Consider the following 21,938-nt stretch of genomic DNA (forward strand, 5'->3'; position numbering starts at 1 on the left):
CCTTGGTCATAGCACCTCCAGAAATCAAAACCCATGTCCTTGAATTTGCTGGTTTTATAACACAGGAATCGGGGTACCGCAACCGATTTTTTCAGCGAATTTCAGCACCTAACTCATTTTCCAGGGCGCTGATGATGCGTCCGTGGGCCTGGCTGATCTCCTCGTCGGTCAGGGTTTTCTCGGCGGAGCGATAGCGCACGCGAATGGCCACGCTCTTTTTGCCCTCGGGAATTCCCTTGCCCCGATAGATGTCGAAAAGCACGACATCTTCCATGTCCTTGGCCTTGACGCCGGCAACGACATCGAGGATCTGCCGGCCGCTGACTTTTTCGTCAAGAAGCAGGGCACTGTCGCGAAAAACTCCCGGGTAGCGCGACAGGCTCTTGAATTCCGAGCGTCCCTCGCCCAACGCAAGCAGCGAGCCGAGGTCGAGATCGAGAAGAAAAACCGGCTGGTCGATCTCAAAGGCGGACAGCACCTTGGGATGGACCTCCCCCAGCGACCCGAGAACCTGCTGATCCGCAAGAAGCGTGCAGCTCTTGCCCGGATGGTAATAAACATCCGGTGCGCTATTGTCCCAGGTCAGCCTCGGCAGACGCAGGAGGCCAAGAAGCTCTTCCACCACGCCCTTGAGATCGTAGAAATCAACATTCTCGCCCCCCTGGGACCAGCCCAGCGGAGAGCGCCGCCCACACATGACGGCCGTCAGGCGCGGATTTTCCTTGGGTAGTTCCTCGCTTTCGCAAGGCAGGAAAACCGGACGCAACTCAAAAAGGCGCAGGTCGGTAGTGCTGCGGTAGGCCAGGTTTTGCGCCATCGTCTGCAGCAGGCTGGGCACCAGGGTGGTCCGCATGACCGATTGGTCTTCGTTCAACGGATTCAACAACCGCACCTGGCTGCGCCGGGAATCATCGGCGCCAAGCTCCAGCCGATCGAGCAAGGCCGCGTTGTTGAAGGAATAGTTGATGACCTCATTGAAGCCGCAGGCAATCACCGCGTCGCGCAGGCGGCGCTCAAGCCGGCGCAGGGGCGGTTCGCGATGGCAGAGAATGCGCCCCTGAGGCATGGTCGTGGGGATGTGGTCATACCCCTTAAGCCGCGCGACCTCTTCCATCAGGTCAACTTCCCGCTCCAAATCAGGGCGGAAATTGGGTACGCGCACGTGGAGGGCCTCGTCCTTGCGATCCGCCGCGACCTCGGCCTCAAGGCCGATGGAGCGCAACAGTTTCTGGATCTCGAACAGATTCACCTCAATGCCGAGCAAACGGCTGGTGCGCTCCGGCGAGATGGTGATGCGACGCGGCTGGATCGGGGCGGGATAGCAGTCGATACTGCCCGTGGCCAGAACGCCTCCCGCGACCTCGACGATCAAGGACGCCGCGCGATCCAGGGCGCGCGGCACCATGTCGACATCGGCGCCGCGCTCGAAACGGTGAGACGATTCGCTGTGCAGCCCGAGACGTTTGCTGGTGCGCCGGATGGTCGGAGGATTGAAATAGGCGCTCTCCAGCAGGATGTCGACGCTGTCCGGCCGGATCTCGGAATTCTCGCCGCCCATGATACCCGCCAGGGCCACCGGACCTTCACCGTCGCAAATGGTCAGATCCCCGCTGTTGAGCAGGCGCTCCTGACCATCCAGGGTCTTGAAGCGCTCGGTGTCCCCGGCCCGTCGCACGAGGATGCGCCTGCCGCGCAACTGGTTGAAATCAAATGCATGAAGCGGGTGTCCCAATTCCATCAAGACATAATTGGTCACGTCGACCACGTTGTTGATGGACCGAAGGCCGATCGCCTCCAGGCGCCGGACCATCCATTGCGGCGAGGGACCGATCTTGACTCCGCGAATCAACCGAGCGGCATAACGCGGGCACATGCCTGGTTCGTCGATCGTCACCGAAGTCTGCTCGCCGATGGGCGCCCCGCCTTCAAGCAAGGGCATTTGCGGCAGGCGCAGGTTCTTGCCGGTCAGGGCGGCGACTTCGCGCGCCACGCCCACGACGCTCAGGCAATCGGCACGATTGGGGGTCAAACCCAGTTCAAAACGCACATCCTTGAGGCCCAGAGCCTCAAAAACCGGGGTTCCGAGCTTGAGGTCGGGCGGGAGAATCAGAATGCCCTCGGACTCCTCGGCGAGCCCCAATTCCTTTTCGGAACAGAGCATTCCCTGGGATTCCTGGCCACGAATCTTGGATTTCTTGATCTTGAAATCTCCCGGCAAGACCGTCCCGACCTGAGCAAGAGCCACCAGATCGCCGCTTTTGTGGTTTTTCGCGCCACAGACGACTTGCACCAGCGAAGTGCCGGTGTCCACTTGGCAGACCGTCAGGCGGTCGGCGTCGGGATGAGGCACAACATCCTGGAGGCGGGCGACAACCACCGTGTCGAGACCCTCCCCGATCTTCTCCATGCTGTCGACCTCCAATCCGGCCATGGTCAAGCGATGGGCCAGTTCCTCGGGGGCGAGGTCGCAATCAACGAATTCCTTGAGCCAGTTGTAGGTGAGGATCATTCCTTCAGGTCCTTTATCAGGAGATAAGCATCAAGCCGTTGTTTTACAACAAGTTCTTTCAGAACTGGCGCAGAAAGCGGACATCGTTCTCAAAGAACAGACGCAAATCGTTCACGCCGTACCTGAGCATGGCGATGCGCTCAATGCCCATGCCGAAGGCGAACCCAGAATAGACCGCCGGATCATAATTGACCGACTTGAACACCTCGGGATCGATCATGCCGCTGCCGAGAATCTCCAGCCAGCCGCTGCCCTTGCAGACGCGACAACCGCTGCCCTTGCAAATAACGCACTGGATGTCGACTTCGGCGGATGGTTCGGTGAAAGGAAAAAATGAGGGCCGGAAGCGCACACCGACACCGCGTCCGAAATACTGGCTGATGAAGGCGGTGAGAATACCCTTGAGATCCCCGAAAGTCACATGCCGATCGACGAGAAAACCTTCAATCTGATGAAACATGGGACTATGGGTAATGTCCGAATCACGGCGGTACACGGTACCGGGCGCAACAACGCGCACGGGAGGCGCATGCTGTAGCATGGTTCGCACCTGAACCGGCGAGGTATGGGTGCGCAGCAAAACGTCCTCGGACACGAAAAACGTGTCCTGCATGTCGCGAGCGGGATGATCCTTGGGGAAATTGAGCGCTTCGAAATTGAAAAAATCCTTTTCCACCTCGGGTCCCTCGGCCACGCCGAAGCCCAAGGCGGAAAAAATCGCGCAAATTTCCTCGGTCACCAGGGTAATGGGATGCTTGCTGCCGGTAAACCGGGCGCGTCCGGGGAGGGTCACGTCGATTTTCTCGCGCTCCAGGCGCATCCGGATATCATCCTCGCGGACCTTCACGAGGCGCGACTGAAAAAGTACCTCCAACTCATCCTTGAGCTGATTGAGCAGGGCCCCGACGCCGGGTCGTTCCTCCGGGGGAACGCTGCCCAAACCCTTCATCAAGGCGGTCAATTCACCCTTCTTGCCGAGATAGCGCACCCGCGCCTGCTGCAGATCGCTCTCACCGGCCGCTGCGAGCAGCGCCTGTCGCCCTTCGGCGGCGATGGCCTCAAGTCTGTCCTTCATGGTCTCCATCCAGCCACGGATAGGGCGGTCTCGGGCCGCGAAGGAAAAGGGCAGCCCGAACCACCATCCAGGAAAAAGTATGGAAGCCTCAGCCGCCGGCTTCCATTCCTGTATATCGACGACGATTGTTTAAAAAAAAGAGATGAGGAAGTCCCCATCTCTTTTGATTGCGGCCTGCGGCTACTGCAACCGGGCCTTGGCCTGATCGACAACCTTGGCGAAGCCCTTGGGATCTTCCACCGCAAGCTGCGCGAGGATCTTGCGATCCAGCCCGATCTCAGCCTTTTTCAGGCCATGCACCAGGCGACTGTAGGATAGTCCGTTGTCACGCGAAGCGGCATTGATGCGAGCGATCCACAGGGCGCGAAAATCGCGCTTGCGCACGCGGCGATCGCGAAACGCGTAATTAAGCGCGCGATCGACGGCCTCGGTAGCGCTGCGAAACAATTTGCCGCGCGCGCCACGGTAGCCTTTGGCCAACTTCAAAATCTTGTTTCTTCTGCGTCTCGCTTTGAATCCTCTTTTGACTCTCGGCATCCTGGTACTCCTTCGTTAAATAAATAAGCGGCCGAAGCCGCTACCGGATCTGAAGGGGGAGACATGAACCCCTCAGTTCACGGATTTAAAGCCGATTGGCGCTGCGCCCCGATCAGAGATAGGGGATCAGGCGGGCGATATTGGCATGATCGCGGTTATCCACGATGGCCCCGCCACGCAGATTGCGTTTGCGCTTGGTGCTTTTCTTGGTCAGAATGTGGCGCTTATACGCCTTGCTGCGACGGATTTTACCGGTGCCGGTCTTGCTGAAACGCTTGGCGGCGCCTCGGTTGGTTTTAATTTTCGGCATCTGAGCAACTCCTTAAAAGATAAATAGCGGCCAGGCGGTCAGGGCGCCCAGCATCAAGCAAATCAGGATTTTTTTGCCGGAGCGACGATCATGGTCATGAAGCGACCCTGAAGGCTTGGGCGCGATTCCACCTGGCCCAGGTCGGCGACGCCCTCCGCGGCCCGATCAAGCAGCAAATGGCCGCGCTCGGGATGGGTGACCTCGCGTCCGCGAAACATCATGGTGAACTTCACCTTGTTGCCGTCTTCGAGAAAACGGCGGGCGTTGCGCACCTTGACTTGAAAATCGTGCTCATCGGTCTTGGGTCGCATCTTGACTTCCTTGAGCTCGACGCGGGCCATTTTCTTCTTGGCCTCCGCCGCCTTCTTGCTCTGCTGGTACATGTACTTGCCGAAGTCCATGATCCGACAGACGGGCGGATTCGCATTGGGCGAAACCTCAACCAGGTCCAGCCCCCGCTCCTCGGCGGCGGCCAGCGCATCGGTCAGGCTCATAACCCCCAGCTGCTGGGATTCGTCGTCGATGACCCGAACTTCCCGGGCCCGAATGGCGCGATTGATGTTGGTTTCTGGCTTAGCTATGATGCGACCTCCTAGTGGTAGTTTTTACACTCATCGTCAACGAAACGCACAAAATCGGCGGGCGACATGGCGTCGAGCATCTTTCCGGAACGATGTCGCGGAGCGACCGTTCCCTGCTCCATCTCCTTGTCGCCGATCACCAGCATGTAGGGGATTTTTTCAACCTGCGCCTCGCGAATCTTGAACCCGAGCTTTTCATTGCGCAGATCCTGCCGCACCCTCAGGCCCGCGGCGCGCAGCTCATTGAAGACCTGCTGCGCATAAGCGGCTTGATTGTCGGTCACATTGACCACGACAGCCTGAACCGGTGAGATCCACAAAGGGAAATTTCCGGCGTAATGCTCGATCAGAACGCCGATGAATCGCTCGATGGAACCGAGGATGACGCGATGGACCATGACAGGGCGATGTTTTTCGCCATCGGCCCCGACAAAGCTCAGATCGAAGCGCTCGGGCAGGGTAAAATCGCACTGGATTGTAGCACACTGCCAACGTCTGTCAAGGGCATCCTTGAGCTTCACATCGATCTTGGGGCCGTAAAAAGCGCCGTCTCCCTCGTTGACTTCAAAAGGCAGCCCCGTGTCCTTCAAGGCATTCATGAGAGCGTTGGTGGCGCGCTCCCAATCCTGATCGCTGCCGATGGACTTGGCCGGCCGGGTGGAAATTTCAAGTTCATAGGCGAAGCCGAAAATTCCCATGACATCGCGCACAAACTGGAGCACTCCCTTGATTTCGCCGTCAAGCTGATCGGGCGTGCAAAGGATGTGCGCATCATCCTGGGTAAAGCCGCGCACCCGGGTCAAGCCGTGCAGCACGCCGGATTTTTCATGGCGATGGACGGTGCCCAATTCGAAGAAACGCAGGGGCAGATCCCGATAGGAGCGGATCTGCGATTTGTAAATGATCATATGGGAAAGACAGTTCATGGGCTTGATGCCATAGCCCTGTCCTTCCACCTCGGTGAAATACATATTCTCGCGGTAATTGTCGTAGTGCCCCGAGGTCTTCCACAAATCGGTGCGCAGCAACTGCGGCCCCATGACGATGTCGTAGCCGCGCTTGAGATGCTCGCGCCGCTCGAAATCCTCCAGAATGGTGCGCAGCAGCGCTCCCTTGGGATGCCAGATCACCAGACCGGCGCCAGCCTCCTCGCTGAAGGAAAACAGATCGAGCTCGCGGCCCAGTTTGCGATGGTCGCGCTTGCGCGCCTCCTCCAGCCGCTGCAAATGCGCCTTGAGCTCCTTGCGATCCGGAAAGGCCGTGGCGTAGAGGCGCTGAAGCATGGCGCGGTTCTCGTCGCCGCGCCAGTAGGCGCCGGCCACGCTGGTCAGCTTGAAGGCCTTGATGAAGCCGGTGGAAGGCAAGTGCGGACCGCGGCACAAATCGACGAAATCGCCCTGGCGATAGAGCGACACGGTCTGGTTGGGCAAATCCTCGATTAGCTCGACCTTGTAGGCCTCGCCCTGTTCGCGAAAGAGCTCAATGGCACTCTCGCGGGTCATTTCCTCACGTCGAATTGGCAGATCGGCCGCGGCCAACTCGGCCATTTTGGCTTCGATGGCGTCGAATTCCTCAGGCGTGAACTTGTGCGTCTCGCTGTAGAAATCGTAATAGAAGCCGTTTTCGATGGCGGGGCCGATGGTGACCTGGACGTCTCTGCCAAACAGGGTCTTGACCGCTTGAGCCATCAGATGCGCCGTGGAGTGGCGATAAATCTCAAGTCCCGCGGGACTGTCGAGAGTGACGATTTCCAGCCGACAATCCCGATTCAGCGCAGCGGTCACATCGGTCAGCTGGCCGTCGATCCTGGCGGCCACCGCCTGTCGCGCCAATCGCTCGCTGATGTCCCGAGCGACTTCCAATGCCGTGGTGCCGGCCGGAAAGTCTCTTCTCGTCCCATCGGGGAGTTCGATGTGAACCCTGCTCATGAATTTCTCCACGAATGAAAAGAGGCATCCGAAGATGCCTCAAGGATACAAGATCGCGGGTGGTTACTGCATTTTGGTAGGCACGGGCGGGATTGAACCGCCGACCCCTACCGTGTCAAGGTAGTGCTCTCCCACTGAGCTACGTGCCTCCATCCGCAATGCCGGTCACTTTTAGCAGAATCCGGAAAAGGCTGTCAAGCCCTTTGTTTGAGGAACTGTAATTTTTCCAACGGACTGGCCGCCGGACCCAGATTCGGTCAAACGCCTTTTTAACTTGATCGGCATTCCGCTGGGCGGCTAGGATGAAACACTTTTTAAAACCACGAGGAGGAGTCTTCCTTGGACACCATCGATCGGCTTGTGCAGCAGAGTTGTCGTCAACAGGGCGACAAGGCCGCCTTGCGGGAAAAGCTCGGCGGCACCTGGCGGGATACCACCTATTCAAAGCTCGAGGAGCAGGCGACGAAAATCGGCGCCGGACTTTGTGAAAACGGGTTTCGGGCCGGACGCCAAGCGGCCCTTCTTGCTGCCCCGTCGACCCTCTGGGTTTCCGCCTATCTGGGCATCCTCAAGGCCGGGGGAGTGGTCATCCCCATCGACAAGGAGCTCAAGGCCTCGGAAATCCGCCACATCCTCAGCGATTGCCAGGCCCGGTTTTTGTTTACCGAGCCGCAGTTTCTCGAGATCATCCGGGAAATTTCCCCTAGCCTGCCCTCCTTGGAAACCATCGTGCTCCTGCGCTCGGGACGCACGCGCGCCGCAGCCGCGCCGTCGCCCCTCGCCCTCCCTCCCGGAGAAGATCTCGACGCCCTGTCCCAAGGCATCGCCGAACTGGCGCAGCGCCACGGGTTTGCCGACGGGGAAGCGGATCACCTCCTAGAGATCATTCACCGCCTACGCGCAAGGATCAGCCCCTTGCCGCCCACCGACAAAAAACCCGAGGAAGGGAAAAAATCCCTGCGTCAGTTGCTTGCCCGCAGCGAGGCCCCGGACGCGCTGCCCATTGTCGCCCTGGCCGAATTTCTCGGAGAGCCGGAAAACCTGCCGTCCTCGCCGCGCCGCGCCGAGGACACGGCCATGATTCTTTACACCTCGGGCACCACCGGCCGCTCCAAGGGCGCCATGCTCAGCCACGGCAACGTCATCTCCAACATTCACGCCGCCCGGGAAATTTTCAACCTGAACGCGCAGATGCGCACCCTGTCCTTTTTGCCCATCAACCATGTTTACGAACTGGTGTGCGGCATTCTGCTGCCCTTGTCGGTCGGCGGCACGATTTCCTTCGCCGAGTCCCTTAAACAGTTGTCCGGCAATCTGGCCGAGGTCAAGCCCTCCTTCCTGCTGGGCGTGCCCGCGGTATTTCAACGATTGCACGACCGCATTCGCAAGGGCATCGACGACAAACCGCTGGCGCGCCTTCTTTTTCGCTTCGGCCCCACCCGCGGCCTGGTGACCGGTAAGGTTCGCCAGAGCCTGGGAGACGGCACCATCTTCGTCAGCGGCGGTGCCGCCCTGGATCCCGCGGTGGCCGACGGCCTGGCCCAGTTGGGCGTGGATGTCTATCAGGGCTACGGCATCACCGAAACCTCACCCATCGTCGCCGCCGAGCGTCCGGGGCTAAAAAAGCTTGGCACGGTGGGCCTGCCCCTGCCGGGGGTGCAGGTGCGCATTGAGGATCCTAACGGCGAGGGTGTCGGCGAGATTTGGGTCAAAGGCCCCAACGTCATGCAAGGCTACTTCAACAATCCGCGCGCCACCGCCGAGGTGCTGACCGATGGCTGGTATCATACCGGCGATCTCGGCAGCATCGACGAACAGGGTCTTCTGAGCATCCGCGGCCGCGTGAAAAACCTCATCGTCACCCCCAACGGGAAAAACGTCTATCCCGAGGAGGTGGAAAATGAGTTGCTCAAGAGCCCCTTCATCGCCGAAGCCATGGTCTACGGGCACAAGGTCACCCCTTCCGCCGAGGAGGTCCATGCGCTGATCGTGCCGGACCAGGAGCATCTTGACGATTACGTTCGGCAAAAAGGGCTGCCACCCCTGAACATGGGCGATGTGGAGGCTTTGATTCGTGCCGAGGTGGTCAATGCCTGCCGCCAACTGGCGGATTTCAAACGCGTGAAAAAATTTACCTTGCGCGAGGAGGAGTTGCCCAAAACCACCACCCGCAAGATCAAACGATTCGCCGTCGAGGCTGAAATTCCCGCCGCATCCTCAGCCGGCAAATCCGACAAATAAGTCTTCTTCCAGATTTTTTGCCCACGAAAAAAGGCGCCCCCGAAGAGGCGCCTTTTTTCGTGGGTTCCAGATGTGCTTGCCGGCATCAAGCCAGATCGCTCTCGATGCGGATCAGATGACACTTTTCCCGCACCAGATCCAGCCGGTCGATCTCGTCAAGGGCCGCGCGGATGTTGGCCTCTCCAGCTTCGTGGGTCATCAGCACGATGGGCACCGCCCCGCCGATCTGGCGTTCCGGCTGCAGCATCGAGAGAATACTGATGTCATGATTGCCAAGAATGCCGGCAATTTGCGCAAGAACCCCCGGCCGATCGAGCACGCCGAAGCGCAGATAATACTGCCCGACCAGTTCATCCATGGGGCGCACGGGGAAATCGGCCAGCGACGCCTGGGCGCAGCCCAGGGACGGAGTGCGCACGGGGCCCTTGCGCAACAGGTCACGCGCGATGGCCATGGCATCGCCCATGACCGCGCTGGCCGTGGCATCCATGCCGGCTCCGCGACCGTGCAGCATGACCGGCCCGACGAAATCGCCCTGCAGGCGCACGGCGTTAAACACCCCATCGACATCGGCCAAGGGATGGTCCACGGGCACCATGGTCGGATGGACACGCGCCTCGATCTTGCCGTAGCCGAGCTTGCCGATGGCAAGCAGCTTGATCTCGTAGCCGAATTGCTTGGCAAATTGCAGATCCAGGGCGGAAATCCGGGAAATCCCTTCGGTGTAGATGCTCTTGAAATCGACGCGGGTGCCGAAACACAAGGAGATGAGAATCGCCAGCTTGTGCGCGGTATCGATGCCCTCGATGTCGAAAGTCGGATCGGCCTCGGCGTAGCCTTGCGCCTGGGCATCCTTGAGAACCGTCTCGAATTCCAGTCCTTCCTGGCTTATGCGGGTCAGGATGTAGTTGCAGGTACCGTTGAGAATGCCGAGCACGCTACGGATACGATTGGCGCAGAGACTTTCCTTGATCGCCGAGATGACCGGGATCCCCCCGGCCACGGAGGCTTCGAACATGACGTTCACACCCTGCTTTTCGGCGGCGGCAAAGATTTCGTCGCCATGCAGGGCCAGTAGCGCCTTGTTGGCGGTAATCACGTGCTTGCCCTGGGCGATAGCCTCCAGCACGAACGTCCGCGCCGGCTCATAACCGCCGATCAGCTCGATGACGATCTTGATCTCGGGATCACGCAGCACCGCGTAGGCATCCGTGGTCAACAAAGCCGGGTCGATGGCCACACCGCGATCGGTGGTGATGTCGAGGTCGGCGATTTTGGCGAGGCGCAAGCGCGCGCCCAGACGCTTTTCCATCAGTTCGGCATTTTTCTGGAAAATCTTGACCACCCCGGTCCCGATGGTGCCCAAACCAATGAGCCCTGCCTTGATTTCTTTCATGCTTGGCTGCTCCTGAAAAATGGAAAATTCCTAAGTACGCGGACGCCGTCCAGCCAAACCGCGCGCCATCGCTTATTTGGGGCGATATTTGCGGGAGATCTGATCGAGAATGCCGTTAACAAAAGCCGGTGTCTCATGGGAACCAAAACGTTTGCCGATTTCAATGGCCTCATTGATGATGACGCTGGTCGGAACCGCAGGGCAGTAAAGCAATTCATAAGCGGCAAGACGCAGAATGGCAAGGTCGACCCGGGCCATGCGCTCCAGAGCCCAATTGGTGGAGAATTCCTTGAGAATCCGATCGATGCCTTCAAGATTGGCATGTACCCCGCGCGCCAGGTTTTCCGTAAAGCTCAGGACATCCGGCGCAATCGTCGCGGAGGAATCTTCAAGAGGATCCCCGAGAACATCCTCGGCAAAGCGAAAATTGCCCCAGAAGCGATCCAAAACCAGGCGGATATCGGCATCCTGGTCGCGCAGACTGTAAAGAACCTTGAGAGCCAATTCTCGGCCCTGACGACGCGCGCCCCGTCGACCGGAGGCCCCGCGGGCCGAAGAGTTGTGCGAAGAATGGGCGTTGTTGGACGAATCGTTCGACATGAAAACCCAATGAATCCCGGCAAGAAAAGAGCGATCAGAAGTTTTTCAGCAGATTGGCCATTTCGATGGCGCCCATGGCCGCCTCGAAACCCTTGTTGCCGGCCTTGGTTCCGGCTCTCTCGATGGCCTGTTCCAGATTGTCGGTGGTCAGCACCCCAAAGGCGACCGGCACGCCGGTATCGAGACTCACGTGGGCAATGCCCTTGGACACCTCGGCACTGACATAGTCAAAGTGGGGAGTGGACCCGCGAATCACCGCGCCCAGGCAAATGACCGCGTCATAGCGCCCGCTGGCCGCGGCCTTTTGCGCCACCAGGGGAATCTCATAGGCGCCGGGCACCCGGATGACATCGAGATCGGCACTCTGCGCGCCATGGCGCACCAGGGCATCCTGGGCGCCTTCCAGCAGCCGCTCACTGATGAAACTGTTGAAACGGCTAACGATCAGGCCGAATTTGAGCCCGGTTGCATCCAGCTTGCCCTCAATAGTTTTCGCCATGGTCTTCTCCTCCCCGGCTTGATCAGATATTTTCCAGCAGGTGGCCCATTTTTTCGCGCTTGGTCTTCAGATACTTGAGATTGGCCCGGTTGGGCGTAACCTCGATGGCGACCCGCTCGACGATCTCCAGCCCATAGCCCTCAAGCCCGACAATCTTCTTGGGGTTGTTTGTCAACAACCGGATTTTGCGCACCCCGAGATCCGCAAGGATCTGTGCGCCGATGCCGTAATCGCGCAAATCGGCCTGAAAACCGAGCACCTCGTTGGCTTCGACCGTATCATGCCCCTCATCCTGCAGGGCATAGGCCTTGATCTTGTTGATCAGGCCGATACCGCGCCCTTCCTGGCGCATGTAAAGCACCACACCGCTGCCGAGCCGGGCGATTTGCTCCATGGCACTGTGCAGTTGATCGCCGCAGTCGCAACGCAGGGAACCGAAGACATCGCCGGTCAGGCATTCGGAGTGCACGCGCACCAGCACCGGCGTCTCGGAAGTGATCTCTCCCTTGACCAGGGCGACATGCTGGGCTTGGTCGACCTCGTTTTCATAAATGATGGCTTGGAATTCGCCGCCGAAAGGCGTCGGCAGGAGGGTTTGCGCGGCGCGACGCACCAGACATTCCTTGCGCATGCGGTAGGCCACCAGATCGGCGATGGAGACAATTTTCAGATCGTGCCGGGCGGCGAATTTCTTGAGATCAGGCATGCGCGCCATGGTGCCATCGTCGTTCATGATCTCGCAGATGACCCCTGCGGGTTTGAGCCCGGCGAGACGCGCCAAATCCACCGACCCCTCGGTTTGCCCGGCCCGCACCAGCACGCCGCCCTTTTTGGCGCGCAGGGGAAAGACATGGCCCGGCCGCGCCAGATCCAGGGCGGTGCTTTCATCGGCGATGGCCACCTTGATGGTATGCGCCCGATCCGCCGCACTGATGCCAGTGGTCACGCCCTTGCGGGCTTCGATGGACACGGTGAACGCCGTGCCGAAGGAACTGCTGTTTTCCCGCACCATCAGCGGCAGATCGAGGAAGTCGGCGCGCGCCTCGGTCAAGGACAGGCAGATAAGGCCGCGACCTTCCCGGGCCATGAAGTTGATGGCCTCGGGCGTGACCAGTTCCGCCGCCATGGTCAAATCGCCTTCGTTCTCCCGATCTTCATCATCGACCAGGATGACCATTTTTCCGGCGCGGATATCCTTGAGCGCTTCTTCGATTCTGGTAATGGGCATGGGCGGGAAAATCCTTTCAAGGCTGGGAAATATGTCACAGATACCCGTTTTTGGCAAGGAATTCAAGGTCGATGGCGCTGCCGCCGGCTTCGGGACGCGTTCTCTGGAGCAGGCGCTCGACATATTTCCCCAGAATGTCCGTTTCCAAATTAACCTGATCGCCGGCCTTGAGAAATTGCAGGGTAGTCCGGCTCAGGCTATGGGGGATGATGGTCAGGGAAAAGGTATGCGCATCCACAGCATTGACCGTCAGGCTGATTCCGTCCACGGCCACCGAGCCTTTGGGCACGAGATAGCGCATCAGGGCCGCGGGCGGGCGCAGGATGAAGATCTCGGCATTGTCCCGCCGCCGCCGATCGACGATCACTCCGACACCGTCGACATGCCCGGTGACCAGATGCCCGCCCAAGCGATCCCCCAGGCGCAGCGCCCGCTCCAGGTTCACCGGCGCGCCCGGTCCCATTCGCCCGAGGGTGGTAGCCTCCAGGGTGCTCGGCGACACATCGGCCTGAAAAAAGTCCTTGCCGAAGGCCGTGACCGTCAGGCAAACGCCGTTGACGGCGATGCTTTCACCGAGGACAAAATCCCTTAGCGAACCACCGCCGGCCAAGGTGAGAAGGCAGCTTTCGCTGCCCCGGCGCAGGTCTCGCAGGGTTCCCAGGTCCTCAATCAGCCCGGTGAACATAGACCACCTCCCCTTCATACAACAGATCCTCGCCAAAGCGCTGAACCCGCGCGCGGGCCACCCGCGGCGCCTCGGCGAGCCCCTGGGCGCCTATTCCACCAAACAGGCTCTTGCCGTCACCGCCGATCAGACGCGGCGCAAGGTAGAGCATGACCCGATGGATGAGGCGTTCGCGCAGAAACTCGCCGTTGAGAGTGGCGCCTCCCTCGAGCAGAATATGTTGCAGATCCATGCCGCCCAGGGCACCAAGCAGTGCCGCCAGGTCGACCCGTCCGTCTTTTTCCGGCAGCACCAGCACCCGCGCCCCTAATTCGCGCAAACGGCGGATTTTCCCGTAGGAGGCCTGCTGGGTGGTGGCAACGACCGTCGGCGCGGCGGATTCCAGGTGCAGCAGCCTGGCCTGCTCGCAAAGACGCAGCCGGCTGTCGACCACGACCCGCACCGCATCGCGACCTTGGCGAGGCAACCGGGTCGTCAGGCTGGGATCATCGCGCTCCACCGTGCCGATCCCCAACAGAATAGCATCAACCCGGTTGCGCACCTCGTGGACATGGGCGCGGCTGGCCTCATTGCTGATCCACTGAGAGTCGCCGGTGGCGGTTGCGGTGCGCCCATCGAGGGTCAGGGCCGACTTGAGGGTGACAAGGGGCAGGCCGGTGGTGATATGCCGGGCGAAAGGACCGATCAACCAGCGACATTCGGCGCCCAGCACATCCTCGAACACTTCAACGCCCGCAGCGCGCAACCGCGCGATGCCGCGGCCCGCCACCCGCGGGTTGGGATCGGCGCAGCCGACGAAGACCCGGCGGATTCCCGCGGCGATGACCGCGTCGGCGCACGGCCCGGTGCGGCCCTGATGGGAACAAGGCTCCAGGGTGACATAAAGATCGGCGTGACGCGCCCGATCCCCCGCTTGGCGCAGGGCATGAATTTCCGCATGCGCTTCGCCGGCCCGCGCATGAAAACCCTCCCCCACAATGTCGCCGTCACGGACCAGCAAGGCACCGACGGGAGGATTGGGCCGCGTGCGCCCCTCCCCCAGGCGGGCCAGGTCCAGGGCGCGGGACATCAATTGTTCCGGGGTGGACAGGGACATCAGCAGATCATCCTAGACATCAGGGCGAAAGGGTAAGGCGCGAACAACGGCCGAAAAGGGCCGCCGTTGCGAAACACGAAAGGCGGTTGCGCCTCGGGGATTCAGTCCTCGCCGCCGGTCTTGCCGCGCGCCAGGAGATCCTTGAGCTCGTCCATGAACTCGTTGATATCCTTGAACTGCCGGTAAACCGAAGCAAAGCGCACATAGGCCACCTCGTCGATACGATGCAAGGCGTCCATGACCGCCTCGCCGATGCGGCTGGCGATGATTTCCTTTTCCCCGCTCTCCTGCAGCTGGCGTTCCAGCTGATCGACGACCTTTTCGATGGTTTCGATGGAAACCGGGCGTTTCTCGCAGGCTTTTTGCATCCCGGCAATGATCTTCATGCGATCGAAGGCTTCCCGCCGGCCATCCTTTTTGACCACCAGCGGCAGGATTTCCTCGACCCGCTCGTAAGTGGTGAACCGCCGCTCGCACTGAATGCATTCACGGCGCCGGCGAATGTTGTTGCCTTCCTTGCCGAGGCGCGAATCGATCACCTTGGTGTCGGCAAAAGCGCAAAAGGGACATTTCATGACGAACGCTCCACCCCATCCGCGGTTGCCTGGCCGAAAGCCACGACCGCGATCCCCGCTTCCGCCAGCATTTCCAGGGACAGGGTGTCGGGATAGCCCTCGGCGTACACCACCTGGGTCAAGCCGGCATTAATGATCATTTTCGTGCAGATGATGCAGGGCGTATTGGTGCAGTAGAGGGTGCCGCCGGCAATGTTGACGCCATGCTTGGCGGCTTGAATGATGGCATTCTGTTCGGCGTGCAGGCCCCGGCAGAGTTCGTGCCGCTCGCCCGAGGGCACCTGCAGCCGCTGGCGCAGGCAACCCACCTCGGAGCAATGGGTGATGCCAGAGGGCGTGCCGTTGTAGCCCGTCGCCAGAATATTTTTGTCCTTGACGATCACGGCACCCACCTGGCGACGCAAGCAGGTTGAACGCTTGGCCACCAGGCGGGTGATGTCCATGAAATAGTCGGGCCAACTGGGACGCGGCTCCATGGAAAAGCCGGTCAGGCGAGGCGATGAGCGTACAGGGGAAACTGGCGGCAGAGTTCCTGAACCTCGCCCCGGATGCCGGCAAGGGCCTGGCTGTCGCCGACCGCTCCCAGGGCGCGGGCGATCCAGTCGGCAATCTGGCGCATCTGCTCCTCGCGCAAGCCCCGCGTGGTGGTCGCCGGGGTACCGATGCGAATGCCGCTGGTGACAAAAGGCGAGCGGGTATCGAAGGGCACGGCATTTTTGTTGACGGTGATGCCGGCATGCTCCAGGGTCTCCTCGGCCAGCTTGCCGGTCAGTTCGGTGCCGGAAAAATCGACCAGCATCAAGTGGTTGTCCGTGCCGCCCGAGACCAGCTTGAAGCCTTTTTCCGCCAGGGCCTGGGCCAGGGCTTGAGCGTTTTTCACCACCTGCCCGGCGTAGGCCTTGAATTCAGGCGACTGGGCTTCCTTGAGGGCCACGGCCTTGGCGGCTATCACATGCATCAGCGGCCCGCCCTGGATGCCGGGGAAAATATTGCTGTTGAGCTTCTTGGCAAACTCCTCGCGGCACAGAATCATGCCGCCGCGCGGCCCGCGCAAGGTCTTATGGGTGGTGGTGGTGACGAATTCGGCATGGGGAACGGGGCTGGGATGAACACCCGCGGCCACCAGGCCGGCAATGTGCGCCATGTCCACCATGACCGGCGCGCCGACTTCGTCGGCGATCTGGCGGAAGGCGGGAAAATCGAGGGTTCGCGGATAGGCGCTGGCGCCCACCACGATCAACTTGGGACGATGCTCGCGGGCCAGGCGTGCCACTTCGTCATAATCGATGCGTCCTGTCTCCGGCCGCACGCCATAGGGCACGACATTGAACAGCTTGCCGGAAAAATTCACCGGCGAGCCATGAGTGAGGTGGCCGCCGTGCGCGAGATTCATGCCGAGGATTGTATCGCCGGGCTGGCAGGTGGCGAAATAGACCGCCATGTTGGCCTGGGAACCCGAATGGGGCTGGACGTTGGCGTGCTCCGCCCCGAACAGGGCGCACGCACGATCAATGGCCAGTTGCTCGGCCTGATCGACGAACTCGCAGCCGCCATAGTAGCGCTTGCCGGGATAGCCTTCCGCGTACTTATTGGTCAGAACCGATCCCTGAGCTTCAAGAACTTCCTCGCTGACGAAGTTTTCCGAGGCGATCAGTTCCAGGCTGAATTCCTGACGACGGGTTTCGGCTTGAATGGCTTGAGCGAGTTCGGGATCGAACTGGGCGAGCTTTTGCGACATGAATGGACTCTCCATAGTTTGGTCTTTTTTGGTTAAAACTGCTCGGAAAACGAACGGGCAGGCGCTTTGCCTGCCCGCGTGATTCGGACCCTCAACTTTCTCAGGAGCGCGAGCCGGCGACCTCCCGCTCAATGCGGGCGATTTTGTCGAGACGTTGCTGATGGCGTCCCCCTTCGAAGCTTGCGTCCAACCAGGCGGCAACCATGGCGCAACCCTGTTCCGGCGTCACGACCCGGCCACCGAGCACGACGATATTCGCGTTGTTGTGTTCCTTGGCCATGCGGGCCATGAAATCATCGGTGACCAGCGCCGCGCGCACCCCAGGGAACTTGTTGGCCACAATCGACATGCCGATCCCGGTACCGCAGATCAAAATCCCCAGGGTTTCGGCACTGGCGGCCACGGCGCGCGCCACTTTCTCGCCAAAATCGGGATAATCGACGGAGTCCAGGTTGTTGGTGCCGAGATCCTGAGCCGCGATGCCCCGTTCGAGAAGATAGGCCTTGACCGCGTCCTTCAGCTCCAAGCCGCCATGGTCACTGCCGATGACGATCCTTACCGACATTGCACCGCTCTCCCGGGCCTAGATTTTTTTGAACAGCAAAGTGGCGTTGGTTCCACCGAAGCCGAAGGAATTACTCAGCGCCACACGAATATCCGCCGGTCGCGCCTCGTTGGGAACATAATCGAGATCGCATTGAGGATCGGGCTCCTGGTAATTGATGGTAGGCGGTGCCGCGCCGCGCTCCATGGCGAGCAAGGTGAAGACGGCCTCCAGGCCGCCGGCGGCGCCCAGGGCATGACCCGTCATACTCTTGGTGGAACTGACCATCACCTTGGAGGCATGGGCGCCCATCACCGATTTGATGGCAAGGGTTTCGTAGTAATCGTTGAACGGCGTCGAAGTGCCATGGGCATTGATGTAGTCGACCTGCTCGGGATTGATGCCCGCTCCGCGCAAAGCCATGCGCATGCAGCGCGCCGCGCCCTCGCCCTCGGGGGCCGGCGCGGTCAGGTGGTAGGCGTCGCCGGTCAGGCCGTAGCCGCACACCTCGGCGTAAATTTTGGCGCCACGGCGGCGGGCGCTCTCGTACTCCTCGAGAATGACAATACCCGCACCTTCCGCCATGATAAAACCGTCACGACTCTTTTCGAAGGGCCGACTGGCCCCGGCCGGATCCTCGTTGCGGGTGGAAAGCGCCTTCATCACGTTGAAGCCGGCAATGCCCAAAGGCGTGATGGTCGACTCCGTGCCGCCGGCGAACATGGCGTCGGCGTCTCCGCGGGCGATCATGTGATAAGCGTCGCCGATGGAGTGGGTACCGGTCGCGCAAGCCGAAACCGAGGAGAGATTGGGACCCTTGGCACCATAGCGAATGGAAATGTGTCCCGGTGCCAGATTGATGATGAGCATGGGGATGAAAAATGGAGTGATCTTCCGATAACCCCCATCAATCATCGCCTGGTGGTATTTTTCGATGGTGGGCAGACCGCCTAGTCCAGCACCGACCAGAACCCCCACACGTTCGGCGTTCTCCTCGGTAATCTCAAGCCCGGAATCCTTGAGCGCCAGGTCGGCGGCGCCCAGGGCATATTGAATAAAGAGATCCATTTTCTTGATCTCTTTCTTCTCGATGTAGTCCTCGGGGTTGAAGTCCTTGACTTCTCCGGCGATCTGGGTGGGCAGATCGGTTGCATCGAAGCGGGTGATCCGGTCGATGCCGGAGCGACCTTCGGTCAATGCCTGCCAGTTTTTTTCAATGCCGGTGCCAAGGGGGGAAACAATGCCGAGACCGGTGACGACGACTCTGCGCATGGTTATGGAGGTCCTCCGTGAATACTTGGTGTCGGATCTGAACAACTTTGCGCAAGATCCTGATTTTATTCAAAAAGGATCAAGAAGCAAGATACGGAACAAGCAGGGAGGAAAGAGGCTTTCCTGCCCTGCTTGTCTGACCCGCTGGATCAGGAGTGTTCGCTGATGTAATCGACGGCGTCCTGAACGGTCTGGATCTTTTCGGCGTCCTCATCGGAAATCTCGATGTCGAACTCCTCCTCAAGGGCCATGACCAGTTCCACCGTGTCCAGGGAATCGGCGCCAAGATCTTCCATGAAGGAAGCCTCGGAAGTCACCTGATCCTCGTCAACGCCCAACTGCTCAGCAACGATCTGCTTAACTCTTTCTTCAACAGAAGCCATGTGTGTTTCCTCCTTGGTCTATGTGTCCAGTCGATCGGTTGATCGCTCGAAAAGGTTGACTTACATGTACATGCCGCCGTTGACACCGAGCACCTGACCGGTGATGTAGGCGGCCTGATCCGAACTCAGAAACAAGACGGCCTGTGCCACTTCATTCGCTTCCCCGAGGCGTCCCAGGGGTATCTGGGCGCTGAGGTCCTCCTTGGTTTTTTCCGGCAGGCTCTCCGTCATGTCCGTCACGATGAAGCCCGGCGTCACGGCATTGACCGTGACATTGCGACGCGCAAGTTCCCGCGCGACCGATTTCGTGAGACCGATCAAGCCCGCCTTGCTGGCGCAGTAGTTGGCTTGGCCGGGATTGCCCATTTCGCCGACAACCGAGGAGATGTTGACGATGCGCCCGTATTTTTGCTTGCTCATCAGCTTCGCAGCTGCTCTCATGCAGAGAAAGGCACCCTTGAGGTTGGTATCGAGTACCGCGTCCCAGTCCTCGTCCTTCATGCGCAAAAGCAAACCATCGCGGGTGATGCCGGCATTGTTGACGAGTATATCAACCCGCTGGAAAGTTTCTCCAGCCTTGCGAAAAAGTTCTTCCACATCGGCCGTCAGCGCGATGTCACCGGCGATTGCGAGGGCCTGGCCGCCCGCCGCGCTGATCTCGGCGGCCAGATCTTCGACGGCTTGGGCGCTGCGCGCGCTCAGAACCACCTTGGCGCCGCCGGCGGCAAACTGCAGCGCGATGGCTCGTCCTATGCCTCGCGAAGCCCCTGTGACAACCGCGACCTTATCCTTGAACACGAAAGCCTCCTAGATTTTCTGCAAGCCGGCGCAGTCCTCAAGGTTGCCGACCTCGACGCCCTTGGCGATGCGCTTCACCAGCCCGGCCAGAACCTTCCCCGGACCAATTTCGATAAACCTGCTCACGCCCTGGTCGACCATGTATTCGACAGATTCCTCCCAGCGCACGGGAGCACTCACTTGCGTCACCAAAAGCTCGGCGATGCGCTCGCTGAGCTGATTGGCGCGGGCTTCCACATTGGTCACCACCGGTACCTGCAAAGTCCCATATTCCAGGGTCGCCAAAACCTCGGCAAGACGCTCTCCCGCGGGAACCATCAAGGGGCAATGAAAGGGGGCGCTGACCGGAAGCGGCAGGGCGCGTTTGGCACCTTTGCCCCGCGCCAACTCGATGGCGCGCTCAACGGCGGCGGCGTGGCCGGCAATCACCACCTGACCAGGGCTGTTGAAATTGGCGGGCGACACGATCTCCGCACCGCAAGCCGCGGCGCAAACACTTTGGACATCGGGAGCGTCGAGCCCGATGATCGCCGCCATGGCGCCAACGCCCACCGGCACCGCCTGCTGCATGAACTGCCCACGCAGACGCACGGTGCGCAGGGCATCGGCAAAGCTCAGCCCGCCGGCGCACACCAAGGCCGAATATTCACCCAGGGAATGCCCCGCGACGAAAGCGGGCGTCAAATCGCGTTCTTGCCGCAGCACTCGCAATGCGGCGACACTCGCGGCAAGGATGGCGGGCTGGGTATTTTCGGTCAGCTTGAGATCGTCCTCGGGCCCCTCAAAACACAGACGCGACAAACCGAACCCGAGAGCCTCATCCGCTTCTTCGAATGTTTGGCGCGCGACGGCGAACTGATCCGCCAGATCCTTGCCCATTCCGGCGTACTGTGAACCCTGTCCTGGAAAGATAAAAGAAAGCATGAGCCGCGTCCGCCTATCCGTCTGAGAAGTGAGCCTACCAGCGCACCAGGGCCGATGCCCAGGTAAAACCGCCGCCAAAGGCATCGAAAAGCACCAGGTCACCAGCCTTGATGCGCCCGGCACGGTTCACCTCGTCAAGGGCGATGGGAATGGAAGCCCCGGAGGTGTTGCCGTAAAAGTCGACGTTGATGAAGACCTGCTCGTCCCGCAGATGAAGACGCTTGGCAACGGCTTCAAGAATCCGGCGATTGGCCTGATGCGGAATAAACAGATCAATGTCCTCGACCTGCAGGCCGTTGTGCGCCAGAGCTTCCTGCGCCACCTCGGTGAGCATGCGCACCGCCACCTTGAAAACCTCGTTGCCTTGCATTTTCAGGTAGGGCAAACGGGCATCGAGTCCCTGGGCGGTGGCGGGGTTGCGCGCGCCAAAACCGGCCTGGTAAAGTAACTCCCAATAGCTTCCGTCCGAGTGCAAATGGGTCGAGAGAACCCCATGTTCGCCTTCCTCGGCGGAGAGCACCACGGCGCCCGCGCCATCGCCGAAAAGAACGCACGTATTGCGGTCCTCCCAGTCGACGATACGGCTCAGGATTTCGGCACCGATGACCAGGGCCTTGCGGACCGCGCCGCACTGAATCTGCTTCACCGCCGCATCAAGGGCATAAACAAAGCCACTGCAGGCGGCGGAAACATCGAAGGCAAAGGCGCGCTTGGCGCCGATTTTTTCCTGAACCAGGCAGGCGGTCGCCGGCCAGGGGAAATCGCCGGTGATGGTTCCGACCACGATAAGGTCAATGTCCTCGGCGCCAACGCCGGCCATTTCCAGCGCCGCGCGGGCAGCGCGCGCGGCGAGATCGGACGTGTGCTCGCCCTCGGCGGCGATGTGCCGCTCGCGAATCCCGGTGCGGCTGACAATCCACTCGTCGGTGGTCTCGATGCGCTGCTCCAGGTCACGGTTGGTCAGAACCGCTTCGGGGACATAGGCCCCGGTGCCGACAATTCGTGCTCTTTTCACTTCA

The 21,938-nt window shown here is 60.4% G+C and carries 22 protein-coding genes and 1 tRNA gene; 1 reads left to right on the top strand and 22 read right to left on the bottom strand.

The genetic code is table 11. The features are described 5' to 3' along the window. Positions 1 to 91: 91 nt before the first annotated feature. From pheT to QAT43_RS02245, 7 genes are all read right to left on the bottom strand, one after another. The gene (gene pheT / locus QAT43_RS02215; protein ID WP_305041401.1) at positions 92 to 2,509 is read right to left on the bottom strand and encodes a phenylalanine--tRNA ligase subunit beta; all 2,418 of its coding nucleotides are present in this window, start codon (positions 2,507 to 2,509) and stop codon (positions 92 to 94) included. A gap of 58 nt (positions 2,510 to 2,567) precedes the next feature. Then, positions 2,568 to 3,584, bottom strand: coding sequence for a phenylalanine--tRNA ligase subunit alpha (gene pheS / locus QAT43_RS02220; RefSeq protein ID WP_305041402.1), 1,017 nt, complete (start codon positions 3,582 to 3,584; stop codon positions 2,568 to 2,570). Positions 3,585 to 3,764: 180 nt separating this feature from the next. Further along, entirely contained in the window at positions 3,765 to 4,121 is a 357-nt protein-coding gene (gene rplT, locus QAT43_RS02225) for a 50S ribosomal protein L20 (protein ID WP_305041403.1), read from the bottom strand. A gap of 112 nt (positions 4,122 to 4,233) precedes the next feature. Continuing rightward, entirely contained in the window at positions 4,234 to 4,431 is a 198-nt protein-coding gene (gene rpmI / locus QAT43_RS02230; protein ID WP_305041404.1) for a 50S ribosomal protein L35, read from the bottom strand. A 62-nt stretch (positions 4,432 to 4,493) separates the two neighbouring features. After that, the gene (infC, locus tag QAT43_RS02235; RefSeq protein WP_442900183.1) at positions 4,494 to 5,012 is read right to left on the bottom strand and encodes a translation initiation factor IF-3; all 519 of its coding nucleotides are present in this window, start codon (positions 5,010 to 5,012) and stop codon (positions 4,494 to 4,496) included. 11 nt (positions 5,013 to 5,023) lie between these two features. Next, a complete protein-coding gene (gene thrS / locus QAT43_RS02240) occupies positions 5,024 to 6,940 on the bottom strand; it encodes a threonine--tRNA ligase (protein WP_305041405.1) in 1,917 nt (638 codons plus the stop codon). Positions 6,941 to 7,014: 74 nt separating this feature from the next. Continuing rightward, positions 7,015 to 7,089, bottom strand: a tRNA-Val gene (locus QAT43_RS02245). Between the two features lie 190 nt (positions 7,090 to 7,279). Here QAT43_RS02245 and QAT43_RS02250 point away from each other — a divergent pair. Then, entirely contained in the window at positions 7,280 to 9,181 is a 1,902-nt protein-coding gene (locus QAT43_RS02250; protein WP_305041406.1) for an AMP-dependent synthetase/ligase, read from the top strand. Between the two features lie 85 nt (positions 9,182 to 9,266). Here the strand turns inward: QAT43_RS02250 and QAT43_RS02255 are convergent, their stop codons facing one another. From QAT43_RS02255 to QAT43_RS02325, 15 genes are all read right to left on the bottom strand, one after another. Continuing rightward, positions 9,267 to 10,577 (bottom strand): homoserine dehydrogenase, encoded by a 1,311-nt coding sequence (locus QAT43_RS02255; protein WP_305041407.1) that lies wholly within the window; start codon positions 10,575 to 10,577, stop codon positions 9,267 to 9,269. A 72-nt stretch (positions 10,578 to 10,649) separates the two neighbouring features. Continuing rightward, the gene (nusB, locus tag QAT43_RS02260) at positions 10,650 to 11,177 is read right to left on the bottom strand and encodes a transcription antitermination factor NusB (RefSeq protein WP_305041408.1); all 528 of its coding nucleotides are present in this window, start codon (positions 11,175 to 11,177) and stop codon (positions 10,650 to 10,652) included. 34 nt (positions 11,178 to 11,211) lie between these two features. Beyond that, positions 11,212 to 11,676: a 6,7-dimethyl-8-ribityllumazine synthase gene (ribH, locus tag QAT43_RS02265; protein ID WP_305041409.1), complete on the bottom strand. Its 465-nt coding sequence runs from the start codon at positions 11,674 to 11,676 to the stop codon at positions 11,212 to 11,214. Between the two features lie 22 nt (positions 11,677 to 11,698). After that, positions 11,699 to 12,904 carry a bifunctional 3,4-dihydroxy-2-butanone-4-phosphate synthase/GTP cyclohydrolase II gene (locus QAT43_RS02270; RefSeq protein ID WP_305041410.1) on the bottom strand — a complete coding sequence of 402 codons (1,206 nt, stop codon included), beginning with the start codon at positions 12,902 to 12,904 and terminating at the stop codon, positions 11,699 to 11,701. A 34-nt stretch (positions 12,905 to 12,938) separates the two neighbouring features. Further along, positions 12,939 to 13,589 carry a riboflavin synthase gene (locus tag QAT43_RS02275; protein WP_305041411.1) on the bottom strand — a complete coding sequence of 217 codons (651 nt, stop codon included), beginning with the start codon at positions 13,587 to 13,589 and terminating at the stop codon, positions 12,939 to 12,941. After that, on the bottom strand, positions 13,570 to 14,685 hold the full coding sequence (gene ribD, locus QAT43_RS02280) for a bifunctional diaminohydroxyphosphoribosylaminopyrimidine deaminase/5-amino-6-(5-phosphoribosylamino)uracil reductase RibD (RefSeq protein ID WP_305041412.1): 1,116 nt from the start codon (positions 14,683 to 14,685) through the stop codon (positions 13,570 to 13,572). Before ribD ends, QAT43_RS02275 begins: the two co-directional genes overlap by 20 nt. A 101-nt stretch (positions 14,686 to 14,786) precedes the next feature. Next, on the bottom strand, positions 14,787 to 15,260 hold the full coding sequence (gene nrdR / locus QAT43_RS02285) for a transcriptional regulator NrdR (RefSeq protein ID WP_305041413.1): 474 nt from the start codon (positions 15,258 to 15,260) through the stop codon (positions 14,787 to 14,789). After that, entirely contained in the window at positions 15,257 to 15,736 is a 480-nt protein-coding gene (locus QAT43_RS02290; protein WP_305041414.1) for a deoxycytidylate deaminase, read from the bottom strand. The genes nrdR and QAT43_RS02290 overlap by 4 nt, the downstream gene beginning before the upstream one ends. 11 nt (positions 15,737 to 15,747) lie before the next feature. Then, the gene (glyA, locus tag QAT43_RS02295) at positions 15,748 to 16,998 is read right to left on the bottom strand and encodes a serine hydroxymethyltransferase (RefSeq protein ID WP_305041415.1); all 1,251 of its coding nucleotides are present in this window, start codon (positions 16,996 to 16,998) and stop codon (positions 15,748 to 15,750) included. A 100-nt stretch (positions 16,999 to 17,098) separates the two neighbouring features. Further along, the gene (gene rpiB, locus QAT43_RS02300; protein ID WP_305041416.1) at positions 17,099 to 17,563 is read right to left on the bottom strand and encodes a ribose 5-phosphate isomerase B; all 465 of its coding nucleotides are present in this window, start codon (positions 17,561 to 17,563) and stop codon (positions 17,099 to 17,101) included. An 18-nt stretch (positions 17,564 to 17,581) separates the two neighbouring features. Next, positions 17,582 to 18,814 carry a beta-ketoacyl-ACP synthase II gene (gene fabF, locus QAT43_RS02305; RefSeq protein ID WP_305041417.1) on the bottom strand — a complete coding sequence of 411 codons (1,233 nt, stop codon included), beginning with the start codon at positions 18,812 to 18,814 and terminating at the stop codon, positions 17,582 to 17,584. Between the two features lie 149 nt (positions 18,815 to 18,963). Further along, a complete protein-coding gene (gene acpP / locus QAT43_RS02310) occupies positions 18,964 to 19,197 on the bottom strand; it encodes an acyl carrier protein (RefSeq protein WP_305041418.1) in 234 nt (77 codons plus the stop codon). Positions 19,198 to 19,257: 60 nt separating this feature from the next. Further along, the gene (gene fabG / locus QAT43_RS02315; RefSeq protein WP_305041419.1) at positions 19,258 to 19,995 is read right to left on the bottom strand and encodes a 3-oxoacyl-[acyl-carrier-protein] reductase; all 738 of its coding nucleotides are present in this window, start codon (positions 19,993 to 19,995) and stop codon (positions 19,258 to 19,260) included. A gap of 9 nt (positions 19,996 to 20,004) precedes the next feature. After that, positions 20,005 to 20,919: an ACP S-malonyltransferase gene (gene fabD / locus QAT43_RS02320; RefSeq protein WP_305041420.1), complete on the bottom strand. Its 915-nt coding sequence runs from the start codon at positions 20,917 to 20,919 to the stop codon at positions 20,005 to 20,007. Between the two features lie 34 nt (positions 20,920 to 20,953). Next, entirely contained in the window at positions 20,954 to 21,934 is a 981-nt protein-coding gene (locus QAT43_RS02325; protein ID WP_305041421.1) for a beta-ketoacyl-ACP synthase III, read from the bottom strand. Positions 21,935 to 21,938: the final 4 nt, after the last annotated feature.

The organism is Geoalkalibacter sp., assembly GCF_030604225.1.
Lineage (GTDB): Bacteria > Desulfobacterota > Desulfuromonadia > Desulfuromonadales > Geoalkalibacteraceae > Geoalkalibacter.